The sequence below is a fragment of the Pandoraea sputorum genome (assembly GCF_000814845.2).
GTDB lineage: Bacteria > Pseudomonadota > Gammaproteobacteria > Burkholderiales > Burkholderiaceae > Pandoraea > Pandoraea sputorum.
Window position 1 is genome coordinate 5,581,608 of record NZ_CP010431.2, and the last position, 20,012, is coordinate 5,601,619.

General features: G+C 63.1%; 20 protein-coding genes. 16 read left to right on the plus strand and 4 right to left on the minus strand.

The annotated features are described in order from the left end of the window. Positions 1-213: 213 nt before the first annotated feature. Positions 214-816, plus strand: coding sequence for a BPSL1445 family SYLF domain-containing lipoprotein (locus NA29_RS24725; protein ID WP_039393959.1), 603 nt, complete (start codon positions 214-216; stop codon positions 814-816). 85 nt (positions 817-901) lie between these two features. Here NA29_RS24725 and NA29_RS24730 read toward each other — a convergent pair whose 3' ends face one another. The 3 genes from NA29_RS24730 to NA29_RS24740 form a co-directional block, all read right to left on the minus strand. Further along, the gene (locus tag NA29_RS24730) at positions 902-1,783 is read right to left on the minus strand and encodes an ABC transporter permease (protein ID WP_052252378.1); all 882 of its coding nucleotides are present in this window, start codon (positions 1,781-1,783) and stop codon (positions 902-904) included. Between the two features lie 23 nt (positions 1,784-1,806). Further along, complete coding sequence (locus NA29_RS24735) at positions 1,807-2,640, minus strand: ABC transporter ATP-binding protein (RefSeq protein ID WP_052252379.1); 834 nt, start codon at positions 2,638-2,640, stop codon at positions 1,807-1,809. A gap of 189 nt (positions 2,641-2,829) precedes the next feature. Next, positions 2,830-3,870, minus strand: a complete 1,041-nt coding sequence (locus NA29_RS24740; RefSeq protein ID WP_371328950.1) for an ABC transporter substrate-binding protein — start codon at positions 3,868-3,870, stop codon at positions 2,830-2,832. A 262-nt stretch (positions 3,871-4,132) separates the two neighbouring features. Between NA29_RS24740 and NA29_RS24745 the strand changes: the two genes are divergently transcribed. The 12 genes from NA29_RS24745 (at position 4,133) to NA29_RS26620 (ending at position 15,859) form a co-directional block, all read left to right on the plus strand. Next, positions 4,133-4,804, plus strand: a complete 672-nt coding sequence (locus tag NA29_RS24745; RefSeq protein ID WP_039393962.1) for a response regulator transcription factor — start codon at positions 4,133-4,135, stop codon at positions 4,802-4,804. Then, on the plus strand, positions 4,797-6,191 hold the full coding sequence (locus NA29_RS24750; protein ID WP_039393964.1) for a sensor histidine kinase: 1,395 nt from the start codon (positions 4,797-4,799) through the stop codon (positions 6,189-6,191). Before NA29_RS24745 ends, NA29_RS24750 begins: the two co-directional genes overlap by 8 nt. Before the next feature lie 371 nt (positions 6,192-6,562). Continuing rightward, entirely contained in the window at positions 6,563-7,483 is a 921-nt protein-coding gene (locus tag NA29_RS24755; RefSeq protein WP_052252380.1) for a sensor histidine kinase, read from the plus strand. Further along, a complete protein-coding gene (locus NA29_RS24760) occupies positions 7,480-8,139 on the plus strand; it encodes a response regulator (protein WP_010807699.1) in 660 nt (219 codons plus the stop codon). Before NA29_RS24755 ends, NA29_RS24760 begins: the two co-directional genes overlap by 4 nt. A 535-nt stretch (positions 8,140-8,674) precedes the next feature. Continuing rightward, positions 8,675-10,072: a flagellin N-terminal helical domain-containing protein gene (locus tag NA29_RS24765; protein WP_039393967.1), complete on the plus strand. Its 1,398-nt coding sequence runs from the start codon at positions 8,675-8,677 to the stop codon at positions 10,070-10,072. Between the two features lie 156 nt (positions 10,073-10,228). Beyond that, positions 10,229-12,274 carry a flagellar filament capping protein FliD gene (gene fliD / locus NA29_RS24770; protein ID WP_039393970.1) on the plus strand — a complete coding sequence of 682 codons (2,046 nt, stop codon included), beginning with the start codon at positions 10,229-10,231 and terminating at the stop codon, positions 12,272-12,274. Between the two features lie 15 nt (positions 12,275-12,289). Further along, positions 12,290-12,724 carry a flagellar export chaperone FliS gene (fliS, locus tag NA29_RS24775; RefSeq protein WP_039393971.1) on the plus strand — a complete coding sequence of 145 codons (435 nt, stop codon included), beginning with the start codon at positions 12,290-12,292 and terminating at the stop codon, positions 12,722-12,724. Further along, positions 12,717-13,055: a flagellar protein FliT gene (locus NA29_RS24780; protein WP_039393982.1), complete on the plus strand. Its 339-nt coding sequence runs from the start codon at positions 12,717-12,719 to the stop codon at positions 13,053-13,055. Before fliS ends, NA29_RS24780 begins: the two co-directional genes overlap by 8 nt. A gap of 41 nt (positions 13,056-13,096) precedes the next feature. Then, entirely contained in the window at positions 13,097-14,521 is a 1,425-nt protein-coding gene (gene fliK, locus NA29_RS24785) for a flagellar hook-length control protein FliK (RefSeq protein ID WP_039393985.1), read from the plus strand. Continuing rightward, on the plus strand, positions 14,518-14,889 hold the full coding sequence (locus NA29_RS24790) for an EscU/YscU/HrcU family type III secretion system export apparatus switch protein (RefSeq protein WP_052252382.1): 372 nt from the start codon (positions 14,518-14,520) through the stop codon (positions 14,887-14,889). The genes fliK and NA29_RS24790 overlap by 4 nt, the downstream gene beginning before the upstream one ends. A gap of 308 nt (positions 14,890-15,197) precedes the next feature. Next, positions 15,198-15,578 (plus strand): hypothetical protein, encoded by a 381-nt coding sequence (locus NA29_RS24795; protein ID WP_039393987.1) that lies wholly within the window; start codon positions 15,198-15,200, stop codon positions 15,576-15,578. Then, on the plus strand, positions 15,575-15,859 hold the full coding sequence (locus tag NA29_RS26620) for a type II toxin-antitoxin system RelE/ParE family toxin (RefSeq protein WP_084104114.1): 285 nt from the start codon (positions 15,575-15,577) through the stop codon (positions 15,857-15,859). The genes NA29_RS24795 and NA29_RS26620 overlap by 4 nt, the downstream gene beginning before the upstream one ends. An 82-nt stretch (positions 15,860-15,941) precedes the next feature. Here the strand turns inward: NA29_RS26620 and fliE are convergent, their stop codons facing one another. Further along, positions 15,942-16,277: a flagellar hook-basal body complex protein FliE gene (fliE, locus tag NA29_RS24805; protein ID WP_039393989.1), complete on the minus strand. Its 336-nt coding sequence runs from the start codon at positions 16,275-16,277 to the stop codon at positions 15,942-15,944. Positions 16,278-16,637: 360 nt separating this feature from the next. On the opposite strand from fliE, the gene fliF reads away from it, so the two are divergent. The 3 genes from fliF to fliH are packed head-to-tail and all read left to right on the plus strand — an operon-like array spanning position 16,638 to position 19,999. Further along, a complete protein-coding gene (gene fliF, locus NA29_RS24810) occupies positions 16,638-18,335 on the plus strand; it encodes a flagellar basal-body MS-ring/collar protein FliF (protein ID WP_039393992.1) in 1,698 nt (565 codons plus the stop codon). Next, on the plus strand, positions 18,322-19,320 hold the full coding sequence (fliG, locus tag NA29_RS24815; protein ID WP_039393995.1) for a flagellar motor switch protein FliG: 999 nt from the start codon (positions 18,322-18,324) through the stop codon (positions 19,318-19,320). The genes fliF and fliG overlap by 14 nt, the downstream gene beginning before the upstream one ends. 19 nt (positions 19,321-19,339) lie before the next feature. Next, positions 19,340-19,999, plus strand: coding sequence for a flagellar assembly protein FliH (fliH, locus tag NA29_RS24820; protein WP_039393997.1), 660 nt, complete (start codon positions 19,340-19,342; stop codon positions 19,997-19,999). Positions 20,000-20,012: the final 13 nt, after the last annotated feature.

Genomic DNA, 20,012 nt, shown 5'->3' on the forward strand with positions numbered 1-20,012 from the left:
CTCTCGCGACAGCGCGAAACGGACATCACGCTACGCTCTCTGGCCGATCAACCGTCACCATCGGCATCCGTCGGATGCCAAACGATCGTCCTCATCATCCGCTTCAATGCTGCGGGGATCCGTGCCGAAAGGCACGTCCCATCGGCCTGACGTTTAATCCGCATCCACGCCGCTACGCTTTGCGCACGGCACACGCTTTCCGGAGGGAGAAAAATGCAAAAACGCGAATTCCTGATGAAAACTTCCGTCGTCGTCGCCGCTGCCGCCTTTGCGCTTGCGGGCTGCACGACAACCACCCCGTCGCAATCCGACAAGAGCGATAGTTCGCCCGCCGCGAACGCCAGCAAGCGTCAGGAGATCGACGCCTCGGTGAACGGCGCGCTCGACAAGATGTACGCCTCGGTGAAGGGCTCGCGCGAACTGGTGAGCAAGGCGCGCGGCGTACTCGTCTTCCCGTCGGTGCTGCAAGCGGGCTTCGTGGTGGGCGGCGAGTACGGCGAAGGTGCGCTGCGCGTGGGCGGCAAGACGCAGGGTTACTACAACACGGTCACGGCGTCGTTCGGTCTTCAGATCGGCGCGCAATCGAAGGCCGTCATCTTCCTGTTCATGACGCAGGATGCCCTCGACAAATTCCAGCGCACGGACGGCTGGACGGCCGGCGCCGACGCCTCGGTCGCCGTCGTGAAGATCGGTGCGAACGGCGCAGTCGACCTCAACACCGCGACCTCGCCGGTGGAAGTCGTCGTGATGACCAACGCCGGTCTCATGGCCAACCTGAACATCGAAGGCACGAAGGTCACCAAGCTGAAGATCTGACGCCCGGCTGTCGTCAGCGTCTCCAAAGGAAAAGCGGCGTCACTTCTACAAGTGACGCCGCTTTGTTTTTTGCCCGACGCGAAGATTATTCGTTGGAGAACGCCGCCGGACGCCACTTCAGCAGCCGCTTCTCCAGCGACGTGAGCAACCAGTCTGCGCCCAGCGCGACCACGGCCAGCACGATCATCGCGGCGAACACACCGCTGGCGTTGAATGCGCCCTGTGCAGTCGAGATCAGCAGTCCGATGCCCTGCTTCGACCCGAGGAATTCGCCCACGACCGCCCCCACGAGGGCGAAGCCGAAGCTCACGTGCAAGCTCGCGAGAATCCAGGACAGCGCCGACGGAATCACCACCGACATCGTCACCTGACGGCGCGACGCACCGAGAATCTGCGCATTCGCGATCATGTAGCGATCGGCCTCACGCACGCCCTGGAAGGCGTTCGCGAACACGACGAAGAACACCATCACCACCGCGAGCGCCACCTTCGACGCCATCCCCAGGCCGAACGCGATCACGAAGATCGAGCCGAGCACCACTCGCGGAATCGAGTTGGCGATCTGGATGTAGAGACTGAAGACGTCCGAGAGCAGTTTGTTGCGACCGAGCACGATGCCGCAGATCACACCTGCCACACCACCGATCAGAAAGCCCAGCACGGTCTCTTCGAGCGTGACGAGGACCTGCGTCCACAGCGGCCCCTGCGACGTACCTTCCACGCACCAGTCGTAAATCTGCTGAACGATCAGCGTCGGCTGCGAGAAGAAGAACGGATCGATCCAGCCGATGCGCGCCGCCACTTCCCAGCCGCCCAGCCCGACCACCAGAATCGCCACGCGCAGAAACACCACCAGCGCGCGACGTTGTTTGATACGGCGTTGCGCGATGGCTTCTTCGCGCGCCAGATCGGCGTCGCCGAGTCCGGCGGGCATCGCCGCCTGCATAACTTGTTCACTCATGTTCATATTCTCCGTGCGCTCCGTGCCACTTATCCGATCTTCACTTCTTCACGCAGATCCGCCCAGATCTCGCGGGAGATGTCGATGAAGCGCTGTTCGTAGCGAATCTCGGACATCACGCGCGGACGCGGCAGATCGATCGTGTACGTGTTCTTCAACGTCGCCGGGCGCGCCGTGAGCACGAACACCCGGTCGGCCAGCGCAATCGCTTCTTCGAGATCGTGCGTAACGAACACCACCGAGCCTGACGTCGACGACCACAGTTGCAGCAACTCGTCCTGCATGAGCGTGCGCGTTTGCATGTCGAGCGCGGAGAACGGTTCGTCCATCAACAGAATTTCGGGGTTGTTGATGAACGTCTGCGCGAGCGCCACACGCTTGCGCATCCCGCCCGAGAGCTGGTGCGGATAGTGGCCACCGAACTTGTCGAGCCCGACGCGCTTGATCCATTCGTCGGCCTGCGCATAAGCGGCATCCTTCGACTGACCGCGAAACAGCGGCCCGGCGGCCACGTTCTCGCGCACGCTGCGCCATGGGAAAACCGCGTCGTTCTGGAAGACGAAGCCGATGCGCGGGTCGATGCCGTTGACGGGCTGGCCCATCACGCGCACGCTGCCGGCGGTCGGACGCAGCAGGCCGGTAATCATCGACAGCGTTGTCGACTTGCCGCAGCCGGTCGGGCCAACGATGGCGACGAATTCACCGCGCGCCACCGACATGCTGAAGTTGCGCAGCGCAATGGTGGCTTTGCCGTCCGGCGAGATAAAGCGGCACGACACATTGTCGAACTCGATGGCAGGCGTGTCGCGTGATACGGCGCTTGCCGCGCGCGCCGGTGCCGTGGGGGTAATGGTCTGGGTCATGCCCGGCTCCTGAATGACGTCGGAACGGTGTTAAGCACTGTTATTGCGTTTGCTAGGGCTGAGCCGGTCCGCACACCGGACATGAGTCGGGTGCGGGCGGCCTCGCATTTTTACGGGTAAGGGCTGCGCGTCGTGGGGACCGCGCGCCGGTACTACAGGGTCAACCGATGCAAGTCGGCGCAAACAGGCTTACTTAGCCTGATCGACGAACTCGTTGGTGTACGTCTTCGACAGATCGATGTGCTTGCCCTTGACGTTCGGGTTGAACGCGGAGAGCACCTTCAGCACGGTCTCCGGACCGTCCTTCGGCATGCGGCCGTCGGGCGAGTACATCGGCAGCGAATTCTGCAAGGCCTGCACGTACAACGCCTTGTTGTTGCCGTAGTAATCCTTCGGCATCTTCTCGGTGATCTCGGCCGCCGAGTGCGTGTTGATGAACTTGAGCGTCTTCACGAAGGCGCGGGCGAGCTTCTGAGCTTCCGGCTTGTGCTTGTCGAGCCACGCGCGCTGCACATACAGGCTCGATGCGGGGTAAGCGCCGCCCAGCGCAGCGACGGTGCCTTCCATCGTGCGCATGTCGACGAGCACGGCCGCGTCGCCGGTCTTGAGCAATTGCGAGGCGGTCGGCTCGGTGGTCATGCCAGCGTCGATACGGTTTTGCTTGATGGCTGCGATGAACGTGTTGTCCGCGCCCACCGGCAGCACCGAGTACTGCGCCGACGTCAGACCGTGCTTGGCGGCCAGATACTGCGTGAGGAAGTTCGTCGACGAGCCCAGACCGGTCACGCCGAGGGTCTTGCCCTTCACGTCGGCCATGCTCTTGATCGTGTCTTTGCTCTTGGCGTTGACCAGCTCCACTTCGCCCGGCACCTGACCGAACACGACGATGGCCTGGATTTCCTTGCCCTTGCTCTGCAAATCGATCGAGTGATCGTAGAAGCCGACGACGGCCTGCACGGCCCCGGCGAGCAATTCGTTTTCGGCGTCCACACCGGCCGGCTGCGACAGCAGTTCGACGTTCAGGCCTTCTTCCTTGAAGTAGCCGAGCTGCTCGGCAAGCTTGGCAGGCAGGTAGACCATCTTGGTGATGCCACCGACCATGATCGTGATCTTGCCGCTATCGGCAGCGAAACCCGGTGCGGCGGCCAGCGCCAGCGACACGCCGAAAACGGCGGCCAGAACGGGTTTCACGAAGGCTTTCGGCGCACGCACGCCAAGGCTTGCTCGCATTGTGGTGTCTCCATCGTTTTTAGGGATAATGGCCCGAACCGATTGCGGTGCCGGCCGGCCCGTCGTGATATCTCTGTCACCGGGCCCGGGCAGCGGTCCTCTGATACGTAGCCTCTGCCTTGGAGCAAATTGTAGAAAACCGAAGCTTTCATCAAGCTTTCGCCCCCTGCAGGTTTTCGCCCATTGCTCATGGGTGTTTACCCGCTGTTGGCGCGCCCACGTTCCGCGGGCACACTCGCCGTCGCATTGTGCATTCGCCGTTATGAAACTGCTGCTGATCGAAGACAACGAGACTCTGGCCCACTGGCTCGCCCGCATGCTGCGCGACGACAACTTCACTGTCGACGCCGCGCGCGATGGCGACGCCGCCGACCGTCTGCTGCAAACGGAAACATACGACGTGGTGCTGCTCGATCTGATGCTGCCCAAGCTCGGCGGCAAACATGTCTTGCGGCGGCTGCGGGAGCGGCGCAACAACGTGCCCGTCATCATCCTGACGGCCAGCGGCTCGGTCGACGAAAAGGTCGATTGTCTCGGGGCAGGGGCCGACGACTATCTCGTCAAGCCGTTCGAAGTGCGCGAACTGATCGCCCGCGTGAAGGCGCTGGCGCGTCGCCACGCGCCGGAGCAAAGTGCCGATCTCGTGTGCGCCGATCTGAGCTATCACGCAGGCACACGGCAATTCACGATTGCCGGCGCACCGCTTGCGTTGCCATCGCGCGAGCACGCCGTGCTTGAAATCCTCATGCGCAAGCAGGGCAAGACCGTGGCGAAGAGCGCGCTAGTCGATGGCGTGTTCGGACTGGACGACGAGCCCAGCGCCGACGCCATCGAGATCTACATCCACCGACTTCGCAAGAAACTCGAAACGAGCCGGGCGTCCATCATGACCCTGCGCGGTCTCGGCTATCTGCTTCGCGAGAAAGATGCTTAGTCTGCGCGTCCGGCTGCTGATGTGGCTGATGCTGCCGCTCTCGCTCTACATCGTGGCGACCGGCTGGCAGGCTTATCGCAGCGCACACGCCACCGCCGAACTCGTGCAGGACCGTGCGTTGCTCACCTCGGCGCAGGTCATTGCGGGCGAGCTGACCTGGGTGGACGGAGCACTGCGTGCAACGGTTCCGCCTTCGGCACTGGAGTTATTCGCGTCGCCTGCGCGCGACCGGGTGTTCTATCAGGTCATCACCGAAGACGGACAGCTGCTCGCCGGACCGCCCGACTTTCCGCATCCACCGCTGTTTCCGCAGACGGTGCCCACTTATTCGAACGTCTCAGTGAACGGCGAGCCGCTGCGTGCGATCAGCTTCGTGCGTACGATGTACGACTCCGGCCAGCCGCATCGCGTGGCGGTCGTTGTCGCCGAGACGATGCACGCCTATGACCAGATGCTGGCGCAGTTGTGGGAGCCGTCGCTCCACCGGCAGATCGCCATGGCCGCATTGGCTGCGGTGTTGGTTCTCATCGGATTGACGGTCGAGTTGCATCCGCTCATCCGGCTCAAGGACGAAGTGGCCGGACGCGCGCCGCAAGAACTGGTGCCGATTCGCGCCGGACAATTGCAAACGGAACTGCGCCCCATCGTCGATGCGATCAACCTGTGTATTCAGCGGCTCTCTGCACAGGCGCAACAGCAGCGGCGCTTCGTCGCCGACGCCGCCCACCAGTTGCGCACGCCGCTCACGCTGCTTGACACGCAGTTGCAGTTCGCCGCACAACTCGACGACCGCGCCGCGCTGGCCGATGTGCTGGCCGCCATGCAGACGAGCAGCCGCGGCCTGGCCGATCTGACGAACAAGTTGTTGCTGCTCTCGCAGGCCGAGGCGGCGGATACGCCGGCGTTCTCCCGCTCGCGAGTGGATCTGGTGACGGTGGTCGCCGGGGTGCTGGAAGAACTGGTCGGGCTGGCGCAGCGACGCAACATCGATCTCGGGCTGGAGACGGCCGAGGCGCATGTGTGGGTATCGGGTAATGGCGAGCTGTTTCATGCGATGGTCATGAATCTTGTCGACAATGCGATCCGCTATATCCACGAGGGTGGACGCGTGACCGTTGCGATCGACTGTCCGGACAGTACCGCCCGCCTGCGCGTCATCGACGATGGACCCGGCATTCAGGCCGAGGCACGTCAGCGCGTATTCGAACGTTTCTACCGTAACGCACCGCCGGGTCAGCCCGGTACGGGTCTGGGGCTGGCCATCGTGAAGGAAATCGTGGCGGCCAGCCATGGCACGGTGACGTTGTCGCCGGGCGCGGATGGCATCGGACTGATCGTCAGCGTGACGCTTCCCTTAGATTCGGAGACCGAAAGCAACGTCTCATAGGGAACGTCACACGAGGCGGTTCACCGATGGTGCGCGTGGTATACCCGCGCCCTCGTCTGAAAGAAAATAACAATCGTATGAAATAACGTCGTTAATTCAGGCGTTACGACCGTTTTGGACCGAGAATGTCGTTTGAAACATACGCTCGACTGGATACGCTAGGACAAACCCTGATATATTCGGGGTCTTCGCAGAAATCCCTTCAAGCAAGCGAAAACTTCTTGATCCAAATCAAATAGTTACGCATCGCTGTCAACCATGCGGGTGCCCGCCGCGTGTAATTGTGACGAAATGTAAAGTTTGTTAAATTGAATGTGGGTCTCGCCGCGTGGGTTGCGGCACGGGACTTTTTCTCTCAGGGATTTGCCTCCATGCCGTTTCTCGTCGATCCTGCCGCACAGGCTGCGAGACGTCGCGTGTCGATTGACGACGCGTTGCACACGCGCGCCTCGACGCCGCAGGCGGTGACGGATCAATCGGCACAACCCGCACAACCCACATGCGATAGCGCACCGCCGGTGGAGCCCGCCTCGCGTGCAGCGCGCGCCGCCTCGAAGGCATCGCCCCGCCCGCTCGCGCAATCCGTCGCACGCAAGATCGACGCAGCGCGCGAAGCCGAGCGCACACGACTCGCGCAGGAGATGCACGACGGGCTCGGCGCTCACCTCACGGCATTGCAGTTGGTCGTCGCACGTCTGGCGACGCGCGCGCCCGCAGACGCCGCCGAGTGGCAATCCTTCTGCACCCAGATTCAGAACGTAGCGAACGCTGCACAAGACGCGGCCGACGAACTCGTCGGACGCAACCGCCCGCCCGTGCTCGACGCGGGCCTCGTCACTTCGCTGCGCGCCTGGCTGCGCGGCGTCAGTGAGCAAAGCGGTCTCACGTGCATCTGGCGCTGCGACGACGTAACGCGCGAGCGCGTTGCGAACCTCACTCCCGACGCGGTGCTGGCGTTGTATCGCATCGCCCAGGAAGCGCTGACCAACGTTGCCCGTCATGCCCGCGCCACGCGCGTGGTCGTGGCGCTCGATGGCAGCCACCGTTCACTCAAACTCACGATTTCCGACGACGGTTGCGGGCTGGCCCGCGGCTCGCGTCGCAAGCAGGGACATTTCGGATTGGTTGGCATGCGCGAGCGCTGCACGGCGCTCGGCGGCACGCTACGTATCGGCAGTGTTCAAGGATCGGGGACGCTCGTCAGCGCACGGCTTCCCTGGCATCAGATCCTGCCTGCCCCGACCGGCCAGCACGGCCCGGAATCGCTTGCTCTTCACGGATACGCATCATGACGCTTAGAGTGCTCATCGTCGACGACCACGCCATCGTGCGCCAGGGCGTCCGGCAATTGCTCTCCGATAGCGGGAGCATCGCCGTCATTGGCGAAGCCGACTGCGGCGCAGAAGCGCTGGAGATGACCGACGCAGCCCAGTGGGACATCGTCCTACTAGATATCTCGCTGCCCGACACAAACGGTCTCGAGATTCTCAAGACCCTGCGACGCAAACACCCGCGTCTGCCGATCATGATCTTTAGCATGTACGGCGAAGGTCAGTTTGCGCTGCGCGCGCTCAAGGCGGGCGCCGCCGGTTACCTGAGCAAGCGCTCGAACGCCCAGCAACTGGTCTCGGCCGTGCGACAAGTGGCCGCGGGTCGCAAGTACGTGAGCCCGATGGTCGCCGAAACGCTCGCCGACTACCTCGGACCAGACGCCGACCAGCCCCCGCACGAACGCCTGTCGGACCGCGAATACCAGACGCTGTGCATGATCGGCTCGGGCAAACGCCTCACCGACATCGCCAACGCGTTGTCGCTCTCGGTCAAAACCGTGAGCGTGTACCGCACCCGTCTGCTAGAGAAGATGCGTCTGAATAACAACGCCGAGCTGACCTATTACGTCATGCAGCACGGTCTGGTCAGTGCCGAGATGGGTCCGGTCTGCGCCTGATCACGGCGAGGGACGCGACAGCGTCACCACATTTCCTGCCAGATTCCGCCGGGAATCCCAAGAACTAAGTACTCACTTCGTGGCCCGCGATTGCGGGCCACGTGCATTTCCGACGGCGCATTCGAGGGTCGCGTCACGCGCTTTAGAGGAATTTTCACGGCGACGAGAAAATTTTTTTCGTCCACCGGCCGGGGTTGCCGCCGGTTGAGAATGACCGACCACGCCATCGGGAATCGCCGACGGCCGTCAGCGTCGCATCACCTCTCCGAGCCTTACAGGGCATGAATAGGCGGCACATTGCCCCTTTCCTTGACGGATCAATCGTGGAGGAATTTTGTAGACTGGCTTACTAGCGTTTTTCCGACATCGACATGGCAAGTCGATGGGGGCGGGCAAAGCATTTTGCAAAACCACCCTAAATTTTCCCAATGGCCGTCCGATATCCCCTACAACGGCGGCTTTCGGCGATTGGCTGGTGAGCCAAAGTTACGGCGCTTAAGCCGGAGCCAAAAAATTTTGGGAAAGGAGTGGCTAAATGTCATCTGTCATCAATACCAACATCTTCTCGACGATCGCCCAGCGTAACCTGAGCACGTCGCAATCCAGCCTGCAAACGTCGATCACGCGTCTGTCGTCGGGTCTGCGCATCAACAGCGCCGCTGACGATGCCGCCGGTCTGGCCATTACCGACCGTATGACGTCGCAGATCAACGGTCTGACGCAAGCTCAGCGCAATGCCAACGACGGCATCTCGCTGGTGCAGACCGCTGCTGGCGGCCTGTCGTCGATCTCGGACAACCTGCAACGTATCCGTACGCTGGCAGTGCAAGCAACGAACGCCACGAACTCGGCTTCGGACCGCGCCGCTATCGACCAGGAAGTTCAGCAACGTCTGTCGGAAATCACCCGCACGGCACAACAAACGCAGTTCAACGGTCTGTCGGTGCTCAACGGCACGATGGGCACGGCGAACTTCCAGGTTGGCGCCAACGCCGGCCAGTCGATCTCGGTCTCGCTGAGCCAGAACATGGGCGCTGGCTCGATCGGTGGCGTTGCTCTGGCAACGGCAACGACGGCTGCCAAGTTCGGTTCGATCACGCTCGACGCTGCCAACACGATCTCGGTCGGTGGCACGGCAGTGGCAAGCGGCACGTACAACACGGCAGCCGACCTGGCCGCCGCGATCAACACCGCTGCTGGTACGAACATCGCCGCCGCCAACGCGACGACCGGTGAAATCGACTTCACGAACACGACCGCCGCCGCCATCAACATGACGACGACGGGCCTGACCGGCATCACCGTGCCGGCTACCCTGGCTGCAACGACGGGTACGGGCGCGTCGACGGGTGTGAAGACGGCTCTGTCGCCGCTGACCCTGACGGGCACGGACCTGACGCTGCAAGCTGCTGGCTCCGCCACGGCAACGTCGATCACCGGCACGTTCAAGACTGTGGGCGAACTGGCTGACGCCATCAGCGCCAGCGGCAGCGGCGTGACGGCATTCGTCGACTCGACCGGCAAGCTGAACCTGGTCTCGAGCCAGAACTTCACGGTCGGTGGCACCGCCGCCAAGCTGACGCAAATCGGCGTGGCAGCAGGCAGCTCGGCAGTCAGCGGCAGCCTCTCGACGGCTAACGCACTGACGGTTGACTCGGCAACGAAGCTGGTTGCTCAGATCGACGCCGCCATCGGCACGGCTGACTCGTTCAACGCAACGCTGGGCGCAATTCAAAACCGCTTCCAGTCGGCTGTGAGCAACCTGTCGGCAACGACGCAAAACCTGACCTCGGCACGTTCGGGCGTTCAGGACACGGACTACGCAGCGGAAACGGCTAACATGACCCGCTCGCAGATCCTGCAACAAGCTGGTATCTCGATGCTGTCGCAAGCGAACCAGCTGCCGCAGCAAGTGCTCAAGCTCCTCCAGTAATACCGGAGTAGTGCTTGACACACCCGGTGAGCGCAAGCTCGCCGGGTCGACGGCGGCGTCACTGCGAAACGGTGCCGCCGCCGCGTGTTTTACGGACCATCGCGTTTTCGGGCGGTCCGGGTAGCAACGATCAATTCAACGGAGTGAGAGCACATCATGGCAACTTCTAACGGACCGGGCACAATTTCCTCCCCAGGGATCGGGTCAGGCCTGGACGTCAATGCACTCGTCAAGAGTCTGATGACACCTGCCACGAACAAGCTCACTCTGCTGCAAAACCAGGAAGCGGCGTACAACACGAAGCTTTCCGCCATCGGCCAGCTGCAATCGGCGTTGTCTGCGTTCCAGACCTCGCTCAGCACACTCTCCAGTGCTTCGCAGTTTCTGCAAGTCGCAGCGGCTGTCGGCGACAACACAATCCTGTCGGCCACCGCCGACTCGACGGCCAACGTTAGCCAGTGGGCCGTCAACGTCTCGCAGCTCGCTCAGGCGCAAAGTCTGACCACATCGGGCTTTTCGAGCCAGACGAGCACGATCGGCACGGGCACGTCGACCAAGGTGACGATCACCCTGGGCACGATCACGGGCGGCACACTGACGGACGGCAAATATTCGGGCGCGAGCTTCGCCGCCAACGCCAGTTCCTCGCCGATCAATCTCACGATCAACAGCTCCAACAACTCGCTGACCGGTATTCGCGATGCGATCAACGCCCAGAACGGCGACGCCGTGGCGACGATCGTCAACGACGGCAGCGGCACGCCTTATCGTCTCGTACTCACGTCGAAGACGACCGGCCAGAACATGAGCATGAAGGTCGACGTGGCCGCTGGCGGCGACCCCACGGTCACCAACCTGCTCGCCAACGATCCGACCGGCACGCAGAACCTGACGCAAACGAGCGCCGCGCAGAACGCCAACCTGACCATCAACGGTCTGGCGGTCACCAGCGCCACGAATACCGTGACCAAATCGGTCACCGGCGTCACGCTCAATCTGACGAAGGTCGGCTCGACCACGGTGACGACCAGCCGCAACTCCGCGGCTGTGACGCAAGCCGTGCAGTCGTTTGCCTCGGCCTACAACACCTTGCAGTCGACGATCGGCAAACTCACCGCGTTCGACTCGGCGGGCAACGGCGCGAACAACGGTCCGCTGATCGGCGACTCGACGGTCCAACTCGTGCAGAACCGCCTGACCCAGATTCTTAACGGCAAGCTGCCGGGCGTCGGTTCGACGGGTCTCGCATCGCTCGCTCAGGTCGGCGTCGGTTTCAATAAGGACGGCACGCTGTCCGTCGACACCACCGCCCTGAACAAGGCGATGAACTCGACGAACGGCTTCAACGCGCTGGCCTCGTTGTTCGCCACCAACGGTCAGACGACCGACAGCCTGGTGAGCTTCACCAGTTCGACGAACGCGACGCAGCCAGGCCAGTACGGCATCAACATTTCGCAGGCAGCCACGCAAGGCACCACCACCGGCGCCATCACGCTGGGTGCGACGACCACGATTACCGCTGGCAGCAACGAACTTCAGATCTCGCTCGACGGCAACATCGCCAGCGTGCTGATTCCGCCGGGTACCTACACGCAGGACAAGCTGGCATCGGCCATTCAGGCCGCAATCAACGGCAACAACAAGTTCACCACCGCGCAATCGGGCGTGTCGGTGGCGTCGAACAACGGCATTCTGACGATTACGTCGAACCGTTACGGCTCGGCGTCGAAAGTGATCGTCACGGGCGGCTCGGCGTACAACCAGTTGTTCAACGGCAACAACACAACGACCGGGCTGGACGTCGTCGGTACCATCGGCGGTTTCACCGCAGTGGGCAGCGGCCAGACACTCACCGGCGCTGCGGGCACCCCGATCGACGGCCTCAAGATCACGGTGTCGGGCACGGCCACGGGCAATCGCGGCAACATCGGCTTCTCGCAGGGCTTCGCATCGCTGCTGAATACGCAGGTCGGCGACTTCCTGAGCGCGAAGGGCGCGGTGACGAGCGCGACGAACAACCTGAATACGTCGATCAAGCAGATCAAGCAGCAGGAAACCGACTGGCAAGGGCAGATGACGCAGATGCAGAACCGTTATCTGGCCCAGTTCACGGCGCTCGACGCGACGATGGCCAAGCTCCAGAACACCAGCGACTACCTCAAGCAGGTGCTCGGCGGTTCTTCTTCTTCGTCTTCGAAGTAAGCGGGGCAAAGGGTCATGTACGGTCAGAACGCCGCCAATGCGTATCGTAAAGTCGGGCTCGAAACCGGCGTCGTCGCCGCGAGCCCGCACCAGCTCATCGTGATGCTGTTCGACGGTGCCAAGGCTGCGCTCACCAAAGCACGCATTCACTTCGAAGCCGGCCATATTGTCGAGCGCGGGCAAGCCATCTCGAAAGCCATCGAGATCATCGGCGGGCTGCGCGATGGTTTGAATATGGAAGTCGGCGGGGAACTGTCGCGCAATTTGCGTGATCTCTACGACTACATGGGGCGACGTCTTCTCGAAGCCAACCTCGAGAACGACGTGGCCAAGATTCAAGAAGTCGACACCCTGCTCGAGACGATTGCATCGGCCTGGCGAGCGATCGCCCCGGCTGCCGGCACGGGTGCCCCCGCCGCTCAGGCGGGCACCGGAGTGCGCTATGAATGAAGCCACGACTTTGCTGAACTGCTACGAAAGTATTGCCGGTCTCACGGAGCGCATGCTCGGTGTGGCGCGCGATGGCGACTGGGATGCCCTCATCGATCTCGAGACGCAGTATCGTGCACAGGTCGACTCGATCAAGCAGCTCGACGCCAATCTGCCGTTGTCCGAAGACGAGCGCACGCGCAAGCACGCCATCATCCGCCGCATTCTGGCCGACGATGCCGCCATTCGCGATCTCGCGGTGCCCCATCTGGCGCACCTGGACGCTATGATCAACAGCACGCGCCGTCAACGTGCCCTGCACGAAGTCTACGGCCTGAACCTGGGCGCCTGACGCGCGCCGCGCGTCACATCGCCCACATTTCGGAGTAAGGCATGGCCGGTCTCGACTCGGTTCTGGCCACGACACTCGCACGGCGGCTCGACTCGTTGCTCGGCGTTGGGCAAGGGGCATCTTCGACGACCGCGCCCAACGCTATCGCCGGCTCACAGCCGACGGGCGACGCCACTTCTGCACTCGGCGACCTCGCAACCCGGACCTCACCCACGGCCGTTGCGCTGGGCAATGCGACATCGCAGACGGCAGCGCGTGTCCCCACGCCGGTTCAGCAGGCGACCCTGTCCGCCGCCGCGCGCACCATCGACACCATTCTGCGTCTTGCCCCCGACTCGCCCGGCCCCGTGCAGGCGAGCGCGCCTGTATGGCCTGCGGCGCCCGGCACGGGCGCTCCCGCGCTCGCACCGCTCGTTGCCGCCGCACTGAAGGAAGCCTTGTCGGCGAGTGGGCTTTTCTACGAATCGCATCTGTCGCAATGGGCCTCGGGTAGCCGCTCGTTCGAGCAGTTACAGGCCGAGCCGCAGTTGCGTTGGCCAGCGTCCGCCAATCTTGCCGCGCAGTTGCGCGCCGCCGGTGCGGACGCCACGCTGCCCGGACCCGGGCCGCTGACGCGCCTGCTCGGCCCGGCAGGCGGCGAGGCTGCGCTGGCGACCGGCTGGCCGACGTTGAGTCCGTCCGCCCTGACATCGACGCTACCGTCGGCCACGCCGAATTCCACGCCTGCGCAACCCGGCACCGGTACACCGCAGGCGCAGAGCGACGGTGCGGACGGCGGACTTCGCGCCAGTGCGAATCTTCCGAACACTGCGACCGCGCTCGCACATGCCGCGAGCGTGGCGCATACAACGAGCAGCGTGCTGCCGACGGGACATGATGGCGGCGATGCCGCGCTGGCGGCGGGCGGCACGTCGCCGAATGCACAACAGCACGGTGCGGCGGGCGCGATTGCGGCCGTCGCGAATACACCGGCCGAAAGCGTGACGCTGGTCCGTCAGCAGCTCGACATGCTGGTCAATCCGCAGTTTCAGTGGAACGGCATGGCATGGCCCGGCGCGCCGATGGAGTGGCGCGTCGAAGAGCGCCCGGGGCAGCAAGCGCCGGGCGAAGCCGCCGCGCCGTCGACGTGGCACACGCATTTGCGTCTGACGCTGCCGTCGCTCGGGACCATCGACGTCACGCTGGGCCTGTCAGGTCAGCAGTTGCAGGCACGCTTGCTCACCGACTCGACAGCCTCGACAGACGTGCTGTCGAACGAAGGCGAAGACCTGCGCCACCGGCTGGCGGCCGTCGGCCTGATCGCGAGTCAGTTGTCGTTCGGTGCGCTGGACGATGCCGCTGAGGTAACGGCGCAGGGGGACGCCACTGTGTCCGGTCTGTCCGGCGTACCGTCCACCGATGTCGAAGTCGCAGCGTTGCCCGTTCCCGTAACGGATACCGCGCCGAAAACCGGAGGTGAAGCATGACGTTGCCACCGGAACGCCGCACTGCGGTCGCCCTCGCCTACGGCGCGAAGGATTCGGCCCCGCGCGTCGTCGCAAAGGGTTACGGCCTGCTGGCCGAGACCATCGTGCGCACGGCACGCGAGCATGGCCTGTACGTGCACGAGTCGCCGGAGCTGGTGAGTCTGCTGATGCAGGTCGACCTCGACCAGCGAATTCCCGCACAGTTGTATCAGGCGGTCGCCGAACTGCTGGCATGGCTCTACAAGCTGGAAGCCGGACGCGGCGGCAAGCCGCCCCCGCTCCCGCCGGGCATCTTGCCCCCGGAAGTCCCGGCCGACGCATCCGCCGAAAACCCGCCACCATTCCCCGCGTCCCCCCCTTCCGCCTGACACCGCAAGCGCTAGGTCGCGCCATGCACGTTTGATGCGTGTGTGGCGTGAAGTGTCCGAATTGCACTTCATCCGAGCCCACGCTAATCGCTTGATTTTCTGAGGAATTTGGCGCTGCCGAAGCGTCGAGATTCGACACGTCCATCACGTCGTATGCACAGGTCAATAGCATGAGTCTTCGGACGTTCACGCGGAACGCCCGTCTCTATAGATCGCTTTTTTGACCGAAGACTATGCAAATCACCGCTTTTCCCGACGCACGTCGGTCCGGCGCAAAACCTTGCGCTTCACATTTCATGTTCCCGCCTATGCCGACGCTTACGCACGACGCATTTCTCGATTGGATAGCCGCAGGGAAGTCCGGCGTGTTTGCGGTGTCGGAGGCGGAATTCTGGCGAATCGAAGTCATCGCCGACGATGAGATTCGATTGCTGGCGGACACGACATCGACTGCTGCAAGAGCCTTTGCAACATTGAGCGACGTCTCCGATTTCCTACTCGCATTGGGTATCACCGAATTCTCCGTGATCCCGAATCCTTCGGCGTTACGCGCGGCGGACTATGACAACTGGGTCTTGCAGGCGATTCAGGAAGCCGTTCGCGAGGCGGATGCCCCCGACACGGAGTGGATTTCTAACGAAGAAGTCGAGGCGGCAACTGGCAAGCCGGTCGGGGGCGATGACGAGTGATTCCTATCGTCTGGACACGTCGTGCGGCAAACGAGCGCTATGACGCCTACCGGTATTTGCTGCCAAAAACTGCCGCGGCGCCCGGTCGACAGTCTCGCGAGATCTCCGCTCAAGTGCTTTGGCTTCAGCGTTATCCAAACCTAGGCCGTCGGGGCCGTGTCATGGGAACTCGTGAATTCCTCATACGACGCACGCCATATCTCGCGATCTATCGCCACCGAGCGGATCTGTCGCGCAACGAAATCATGCGATTTCTGCACGGCGCTCAACTTTGGCATTGACCGGAATTCACTACATCTCTCGTCTCAAAACAAAAAAGCCCCGTCAAAGACGGGGCTCTTTCAGCAGCCGTTCAGCCAGCCATCACACCTGCATATTCATCACGGTTGTGTAGGCCGAAACGAGCTTGTTGCGCACTTGAAGGCTCATCTGGAAGCCGATGTTGGCTTTTTGCAGGTCGACCATCACGTCGTTCAGTGCCACGCCCGGCTCGCCCATTTCGAAGGCCTTGGCCTGAGCTTCGGCACCGTTCTGCGATGCCGACACGCGCTTGAGCGATGCCTCGAGTTCGGACGCAAAACCCCCCGTCTTCGATGCGGCACCCGCACCGGCGTTGGACGTGCCCATGATCGAGCCCGCCGCCTGCGACGCTACGCCGCCCAGCTTCTGCAGTACCGATTCGATCCCCGGAATGGCCATTTCGCTTGTCCTTGCTTATGTCGATGCGTCGATACAACAACCCCGGCACCCCGCGAAACACGCGCAGATCACACCGGATTGCCTTTTATCAGTCACGTCGGAGCTTACCACCCCTTGGCAAGCCCTCAATAGCTTAATTAACGGGAAAAGACCCGCCTAATCCTCAGAACGATTCCACATTCGCCAACGAATAATCAGGACCATCGGCATCGTGCGCACCTGTACCAGGTTTCTTTCCAATCCTTAGCCACTTGAGGATGTGCGCCCGACGCCACGCGTACCCGGAGAATTCTGTCGCATGTTAGTGAGCACTTCCACCGCGATGACCGTCATCACAACGCCCCTGGCGTGGAGCCGCGCATGAACGCCGCCACCCAGACGGCCGACGTCGCCGCCAAGCCGCCCCTGCTCGCGCAGTTGCGCTCGCGTGAGCGCCTGCCGTTGCTCATCGGCGGCGCGGCCATCGTCGCATTGCTGATTGCCGTCTTCCTGTGGAGCCGCGCCCCCGATTACAAGGTGCTGTACAGCAACCTGAGCGATCGTGACGGCGGCGCCATCATCACGTCGCTCCAGCAGATGAACGTGCCGTACAAGTTCGCCGAGGGCGGCGGGGCCATTCTGGTGCCGTCCGAACAGGTGCACGACGTCCGTCTGCGTCTGGCCTCCCAAGGCCTGCCCAAGGGCGGTCTGGTCGGCTTCGAACTGATGGACAACCAGAAGTTCGGTATCAGCCAGTTCGCCGAACAGGTCAATTACCAGCGCGCCCTCGAAGGCGAACTCGCGCGCTCGGTCGAATCGCTCTCCGCCGTGTCGGCGGCTCGCGTGCACCTCGCAATCCCGAAACCGTCGGTGTTCGTCCGCGAACAGCAAAAGCCGAGCGCCTCGGTGCTGGTCACGCTCTATCCGGGCCGCGTGCTCGACGACGCGCAAGTAAGCGCCATCGTGCACATGGTGGCCTCGAGCGTGCCGGAACTGCCTGTCAAGAACGTGACGGTGCTCGACCAGAACGGCAATCTGCTCTCCGCGCAAAGCGGTAACGCGCTGGGTCTGGACGCCAGCCAGCTCAAATACGTCCGCGAACTCGAACAGTCCTACGCACGCCGCATCGAAGCGATCCTGAATCCGATCGTCGGGCCGGGCAACGTCCACGCACAAGTGACGGCAGACGTCGACTTCAATCAGGTCGAGCAGACGTCCGAGAACTACAAGCCGAACTCGGGCGAGCAAGCCGTTCGTAGCCAGCAAAGCAGCGAAGCCTCGCAGATCGGTGCGAACGCGGCCGGCGGCGTGCCGGGCGCACTCTCGAATCAGCCGCCGGGTCAGGCCACCGCGCCGATCACGCAGCAGCAGCAACAACAGCAGTTCGCCCAGCAAGGTGCGAACCCGGCAAGCGCCGCCAGCGCCCCGCAAGGCCCGCGCAGCGACCGCAAGGACGCCACGACCAATTACGAAGTCGACCGCACGATTCGTCACGTGCAGCAGGCGACCGGCGGCCTCAAGCGCCTGTCGGCGGCGATTGTCGTGAACTACCGTCCGGGCACCGACGCCAAGGGCAAGCCCGCGATGGTGGCGCTCACGCAAGCGCAGCTCGACCAGATTCAGAATCTGTCGAAGGAAGCCATCGGCTTCTCCGGCCAGCGCGGCGACACGATCAATATCGTCAACAGCGCGTTCACGGTCGAAGAAGATCCGGAAGCGAATCTGCCGTGGTGGCGCCAGCGTCAGAACATCGAACTGGCCAAGCAGGTCGGCAAGTGGGTGCTGATCGGTCTGATCGGTCTCTATCTGTGGTTCGGCGTGATTCGTCCGGCCATCCGTAAGCACCTGACCCCGCCGCCGCCGGCCGAGCCGACGATGGCAGGCGCAGCCGGTGCGGGCGGTGCAGCAGGCGCCGAGGGCGGTGAAGGCGAAGGCGCAGACGGCGAACCCGGCAAGCGCGGCGAACTCAGCGCATACGAACGTAACTTGCAGTACGCGCGTCAAGTGGCGCGACAGGATCCGAAGATCGTGGCAACGGTAGTCAAAGCATGGGTGGGTGGTGGCGATGAGCGCGGCTGAGGGACTCCAACGCAGCGCCATCCTCCTGATGTCGCTGGGCGAAGATGAAGCGGCGGAGGTCTTCAAGTACCTCGCGCCGCGTGAAGTGCAGAAGCTCGGCGCAGCGATGGCTCAGCTTCGACAAGTCACGCGCGATCAGATCGCCGACGTGCTGCAGGACTTCGTGCTCGAAGCGGAACAGCACTCGGCGCTGTCGCTCGATTCGTCCGAATACATTCGCTCGGTGCTCAACAAGGCGCTGGGTAACGACAAGGCCGCCGGCCTGATCGAACGCATTCTGCAGGGCGGCGACACGAGCGGCATCGAAGGGCTGAAGTGGATGGACTCGACGGCTGTGGCCGAACTGATCCGCCACGAGCACCCGCAGATCATTGCGACGATTCTGGTGCACCTCGACCGCGATCAGGCGTCGGAAGTCCTCGCGCTCTTCACGGAACGTCTGCGTAACGACGTGGTGCTGCGTATCGCCACCCTCGACGGCATTCAGCCCGCCGCACTGCGCGAACTGAACGACGTGCTGACCAAGCTGCTCTCGGGCAGCGAAAACATCAAGCGCAGCCCGATGGGCGGCGTGCGTACCGCTGCGGAAATCCTCAACTATCTGGGCGGCGTGCACGAAGAGTCGGTCATCGAAGCCGTGCGCAACTACGACTCGGACCTCGCGGCGAAGATCGTCGAAGAGATGTTCGTGTTCGAAAACCTGCTCGATGTGGAAGACCGCAGCATTCAGGTACTGCTCAAGGAAATCGAGTCCGAGTCGCTCATCATCGCGCTCAAGGGTGCACCGTCCGAGCTACGCGAGAAGTTCTTCAAGAACATGTCGGCCCGTGCGGCCGAACTGTTGCGCGAAGACCTGGAATCGCGCGGACCGGTCCGTGTCTCGGAAGTCGAAGCCGAACAGAAGAAGGTGCTGCAAGTCGTGCGGCGCCTGGCCGATCAGGGCGCCATCATGATCGGCGGCCGCGGCGACGACGCGTACGTGTAACGAAACGGGGCCCGCGCGAATGTCGACCATCATCCCGAAGGAACGCCTCTCTGCCTGGCAACGCTGGGAGATGGCGTCGTTCGACCCGCCGCCGCCCCCGGCCCCGCCACCGCCGCAACCGCCCAGCCCGCTGGACGATCCCGCGCTCGTCGAACAGATCGCCGCGTGGCGCGAAGAAGCGCGCGCCGCGGGACACGCCGAAGGCTATGCCGCAGGTCATGCGCAAGGCTATGCCGCAGGTCAGGCAGACGGAAAGCACGAAGTCGACACGCGCGCCGCACAACTCGCGGATATCGCGCATGGCTTCGGCAACGCCGTGAACGCCATCGACCGCGAAGTCGCCGAGCCGTTGCTTGGACTGGCGCTCGACATCGCGCGTCAGGCATTGCACCAGACGCTGGCCATTCGCCCGGAAACGCTGCTGCCGATTGTGCGCGATCTGCTGGCCAACGATCCGCTGACGGGCTCACCGCGTCTGCTGCTCAATCCGGAAGACGTCGAACTCGTCGAGTCGCATGTTGGTGCAGAACTCCGTGCCGCTGGCTGGACCGTGCGTCCCGACCCCGCCATCGAACGCGGTGGCTGCAAGGCCGAAGCCGCGAGCGGCGAAGTCGACGCCACCATTGCGACTCGCTGGCAGCGCGTCATGGCCGCACTGGGCAAGGATCTGCCGTGGTAAACGCCGAACTCAC

What these genes read in the sequence shown, in the direction of transcription:
- NA29_RS24725 (WP_039393959.1), top strand. Translation starts at nt 214, where the DNA reads ATGCAAAAACGCGAATTCCTGATGAAAACTTCCGTCGTCGTCGCCGCT.
- NA29_RS24730 (WP_052252378.1), bottom strand. Translation starts at nt 1,783, where the DNA reads ATGAACATGAGTGAACAAGTTATGCAGGCGGCGATGCCCGCCGGACTC.
- NA29_RS24735 (WP_052252379.1), bottom strand. Translation starts at nt 2,640, where the DNA reads ATGACCCAGACCATTACCCCCACGGCACCGGCGCGCGCGGCAAGCGCC.
- NA29_RS24740 (WP_371328950.1), bottom strand. Translation starts at nt 3,870, where the DNA reads ATGCGAGCAAGCCTTGGCGTGCGTGCGCCGAAAGCCTTCGTGAAACCC.
- NA29_RS24745 (WP_039393962.1), top strand. Translation starts at nt 4,133, where the DNA reads ATGAAACTGCTGCTGATCGAAGACAACGAGACTCTGGCCCACTGGCTC.
- NA29_RS24750 (WP_039393964.1), top strand. Translation starts at nt 4,797, where the DNA reads ATGCTTAGTCTGCGCGTCCGGCTGCTGATGTGGCTGATGCTGCCGCTC.
- NA29_RS24755 (WP_052252380.1), top strand. Translation starts at nt 6,563, where the DNA reads ATGCCGTTTCTCGTCGATCCTGCCGCACAGGCTGCGAGACGTCGCGTG.
- NA29_RS24760 (WP_010807699.1), top strand. Translation starts at nt 7,480, where the DNA reads ATGACGCTTAGAGTGCTCATCGTCGACGACCACGCCATCGTGCGCCAG.
- NA29_RS24765 (WP_039393967.1), top strand. Translation starts at nt 8,675, where the DNA reads ATGTCATCTGTCATCAATACCAACATCTTCTCGACGATCGCCCAGCGT.
- fliD (WP_039393970.1), top strand. Translation starts at nt 10,229, where the DNA reads ATGGCAACTTCTAACGGACCGGGCACAATTTCCTCCCCAGGGATCGGG.
- fliS (WP_039393971.1), top strand. Translation starts at nt 12,290, where the DNA reads ATGTACGGTCAGAACGCCGCCAATGCGTATCGTAAAGTCGGGCTCGAA.
- NA29_RS24780 (WP_039393982.1), top strand. Translation starts at nt 12,717, where the DNA reads ATGAATGAAGCCACGACTTTGCTGAACTGCTACGAAAGTATTGCCGGT.
- fliK (WP_039393985.1), top strand. Translation starts at nt 13,097, where the DNA reads ATGGCCGGTCTCGACTCGGTTCTGGCCACGACACTCGCACGGCGGCTC.
- NA29_RS24790 (WP_052252382.1), top strand. Translation starts at nt 14,518, where the DNA reads ATGACGTTGCCACCGGAACGCCGCACTGCGGTCGCCCTCGCCTACGGC.
- NA29_RS24795 (WP_039393987.1), top strand. Translation starts at nt 15,198, where the DNA reads ATGCCGACGCTTACGCACGACGCATTTCTCGATTGGATAGCCGCAGGG.
- fliE (WP_039393989.1), bottom strand. Translation starts at nt 16,277, where the DNA reads ATGGCCATTCCGGGGATCGAATCGGTACTGCAGAAGCTGGGCGGCGTA.
- fliF (WP_039393992.1), top strand. Translation starts at nt 16,638, where the DNA reads ATGAACGCCGCCACCCAGACGGCCGACGTCGCCGCCAAGCCGCCCCTG.
- fliG (WP_039393995.1), top strand. Translation starts at nt 18,322, where the DNA reads ATGAGCGCGGCTGAGGGACTCCAACGCAGCGCCATCCTCCTGATGTCG.
- fliH (WP_039393997.1), top strand. Translation starts at nt 19,340, where the DNA reads ATGTCGACCATCATCCCGAAGGAACGCCTCTCTGCCTGGCAACGCTGG.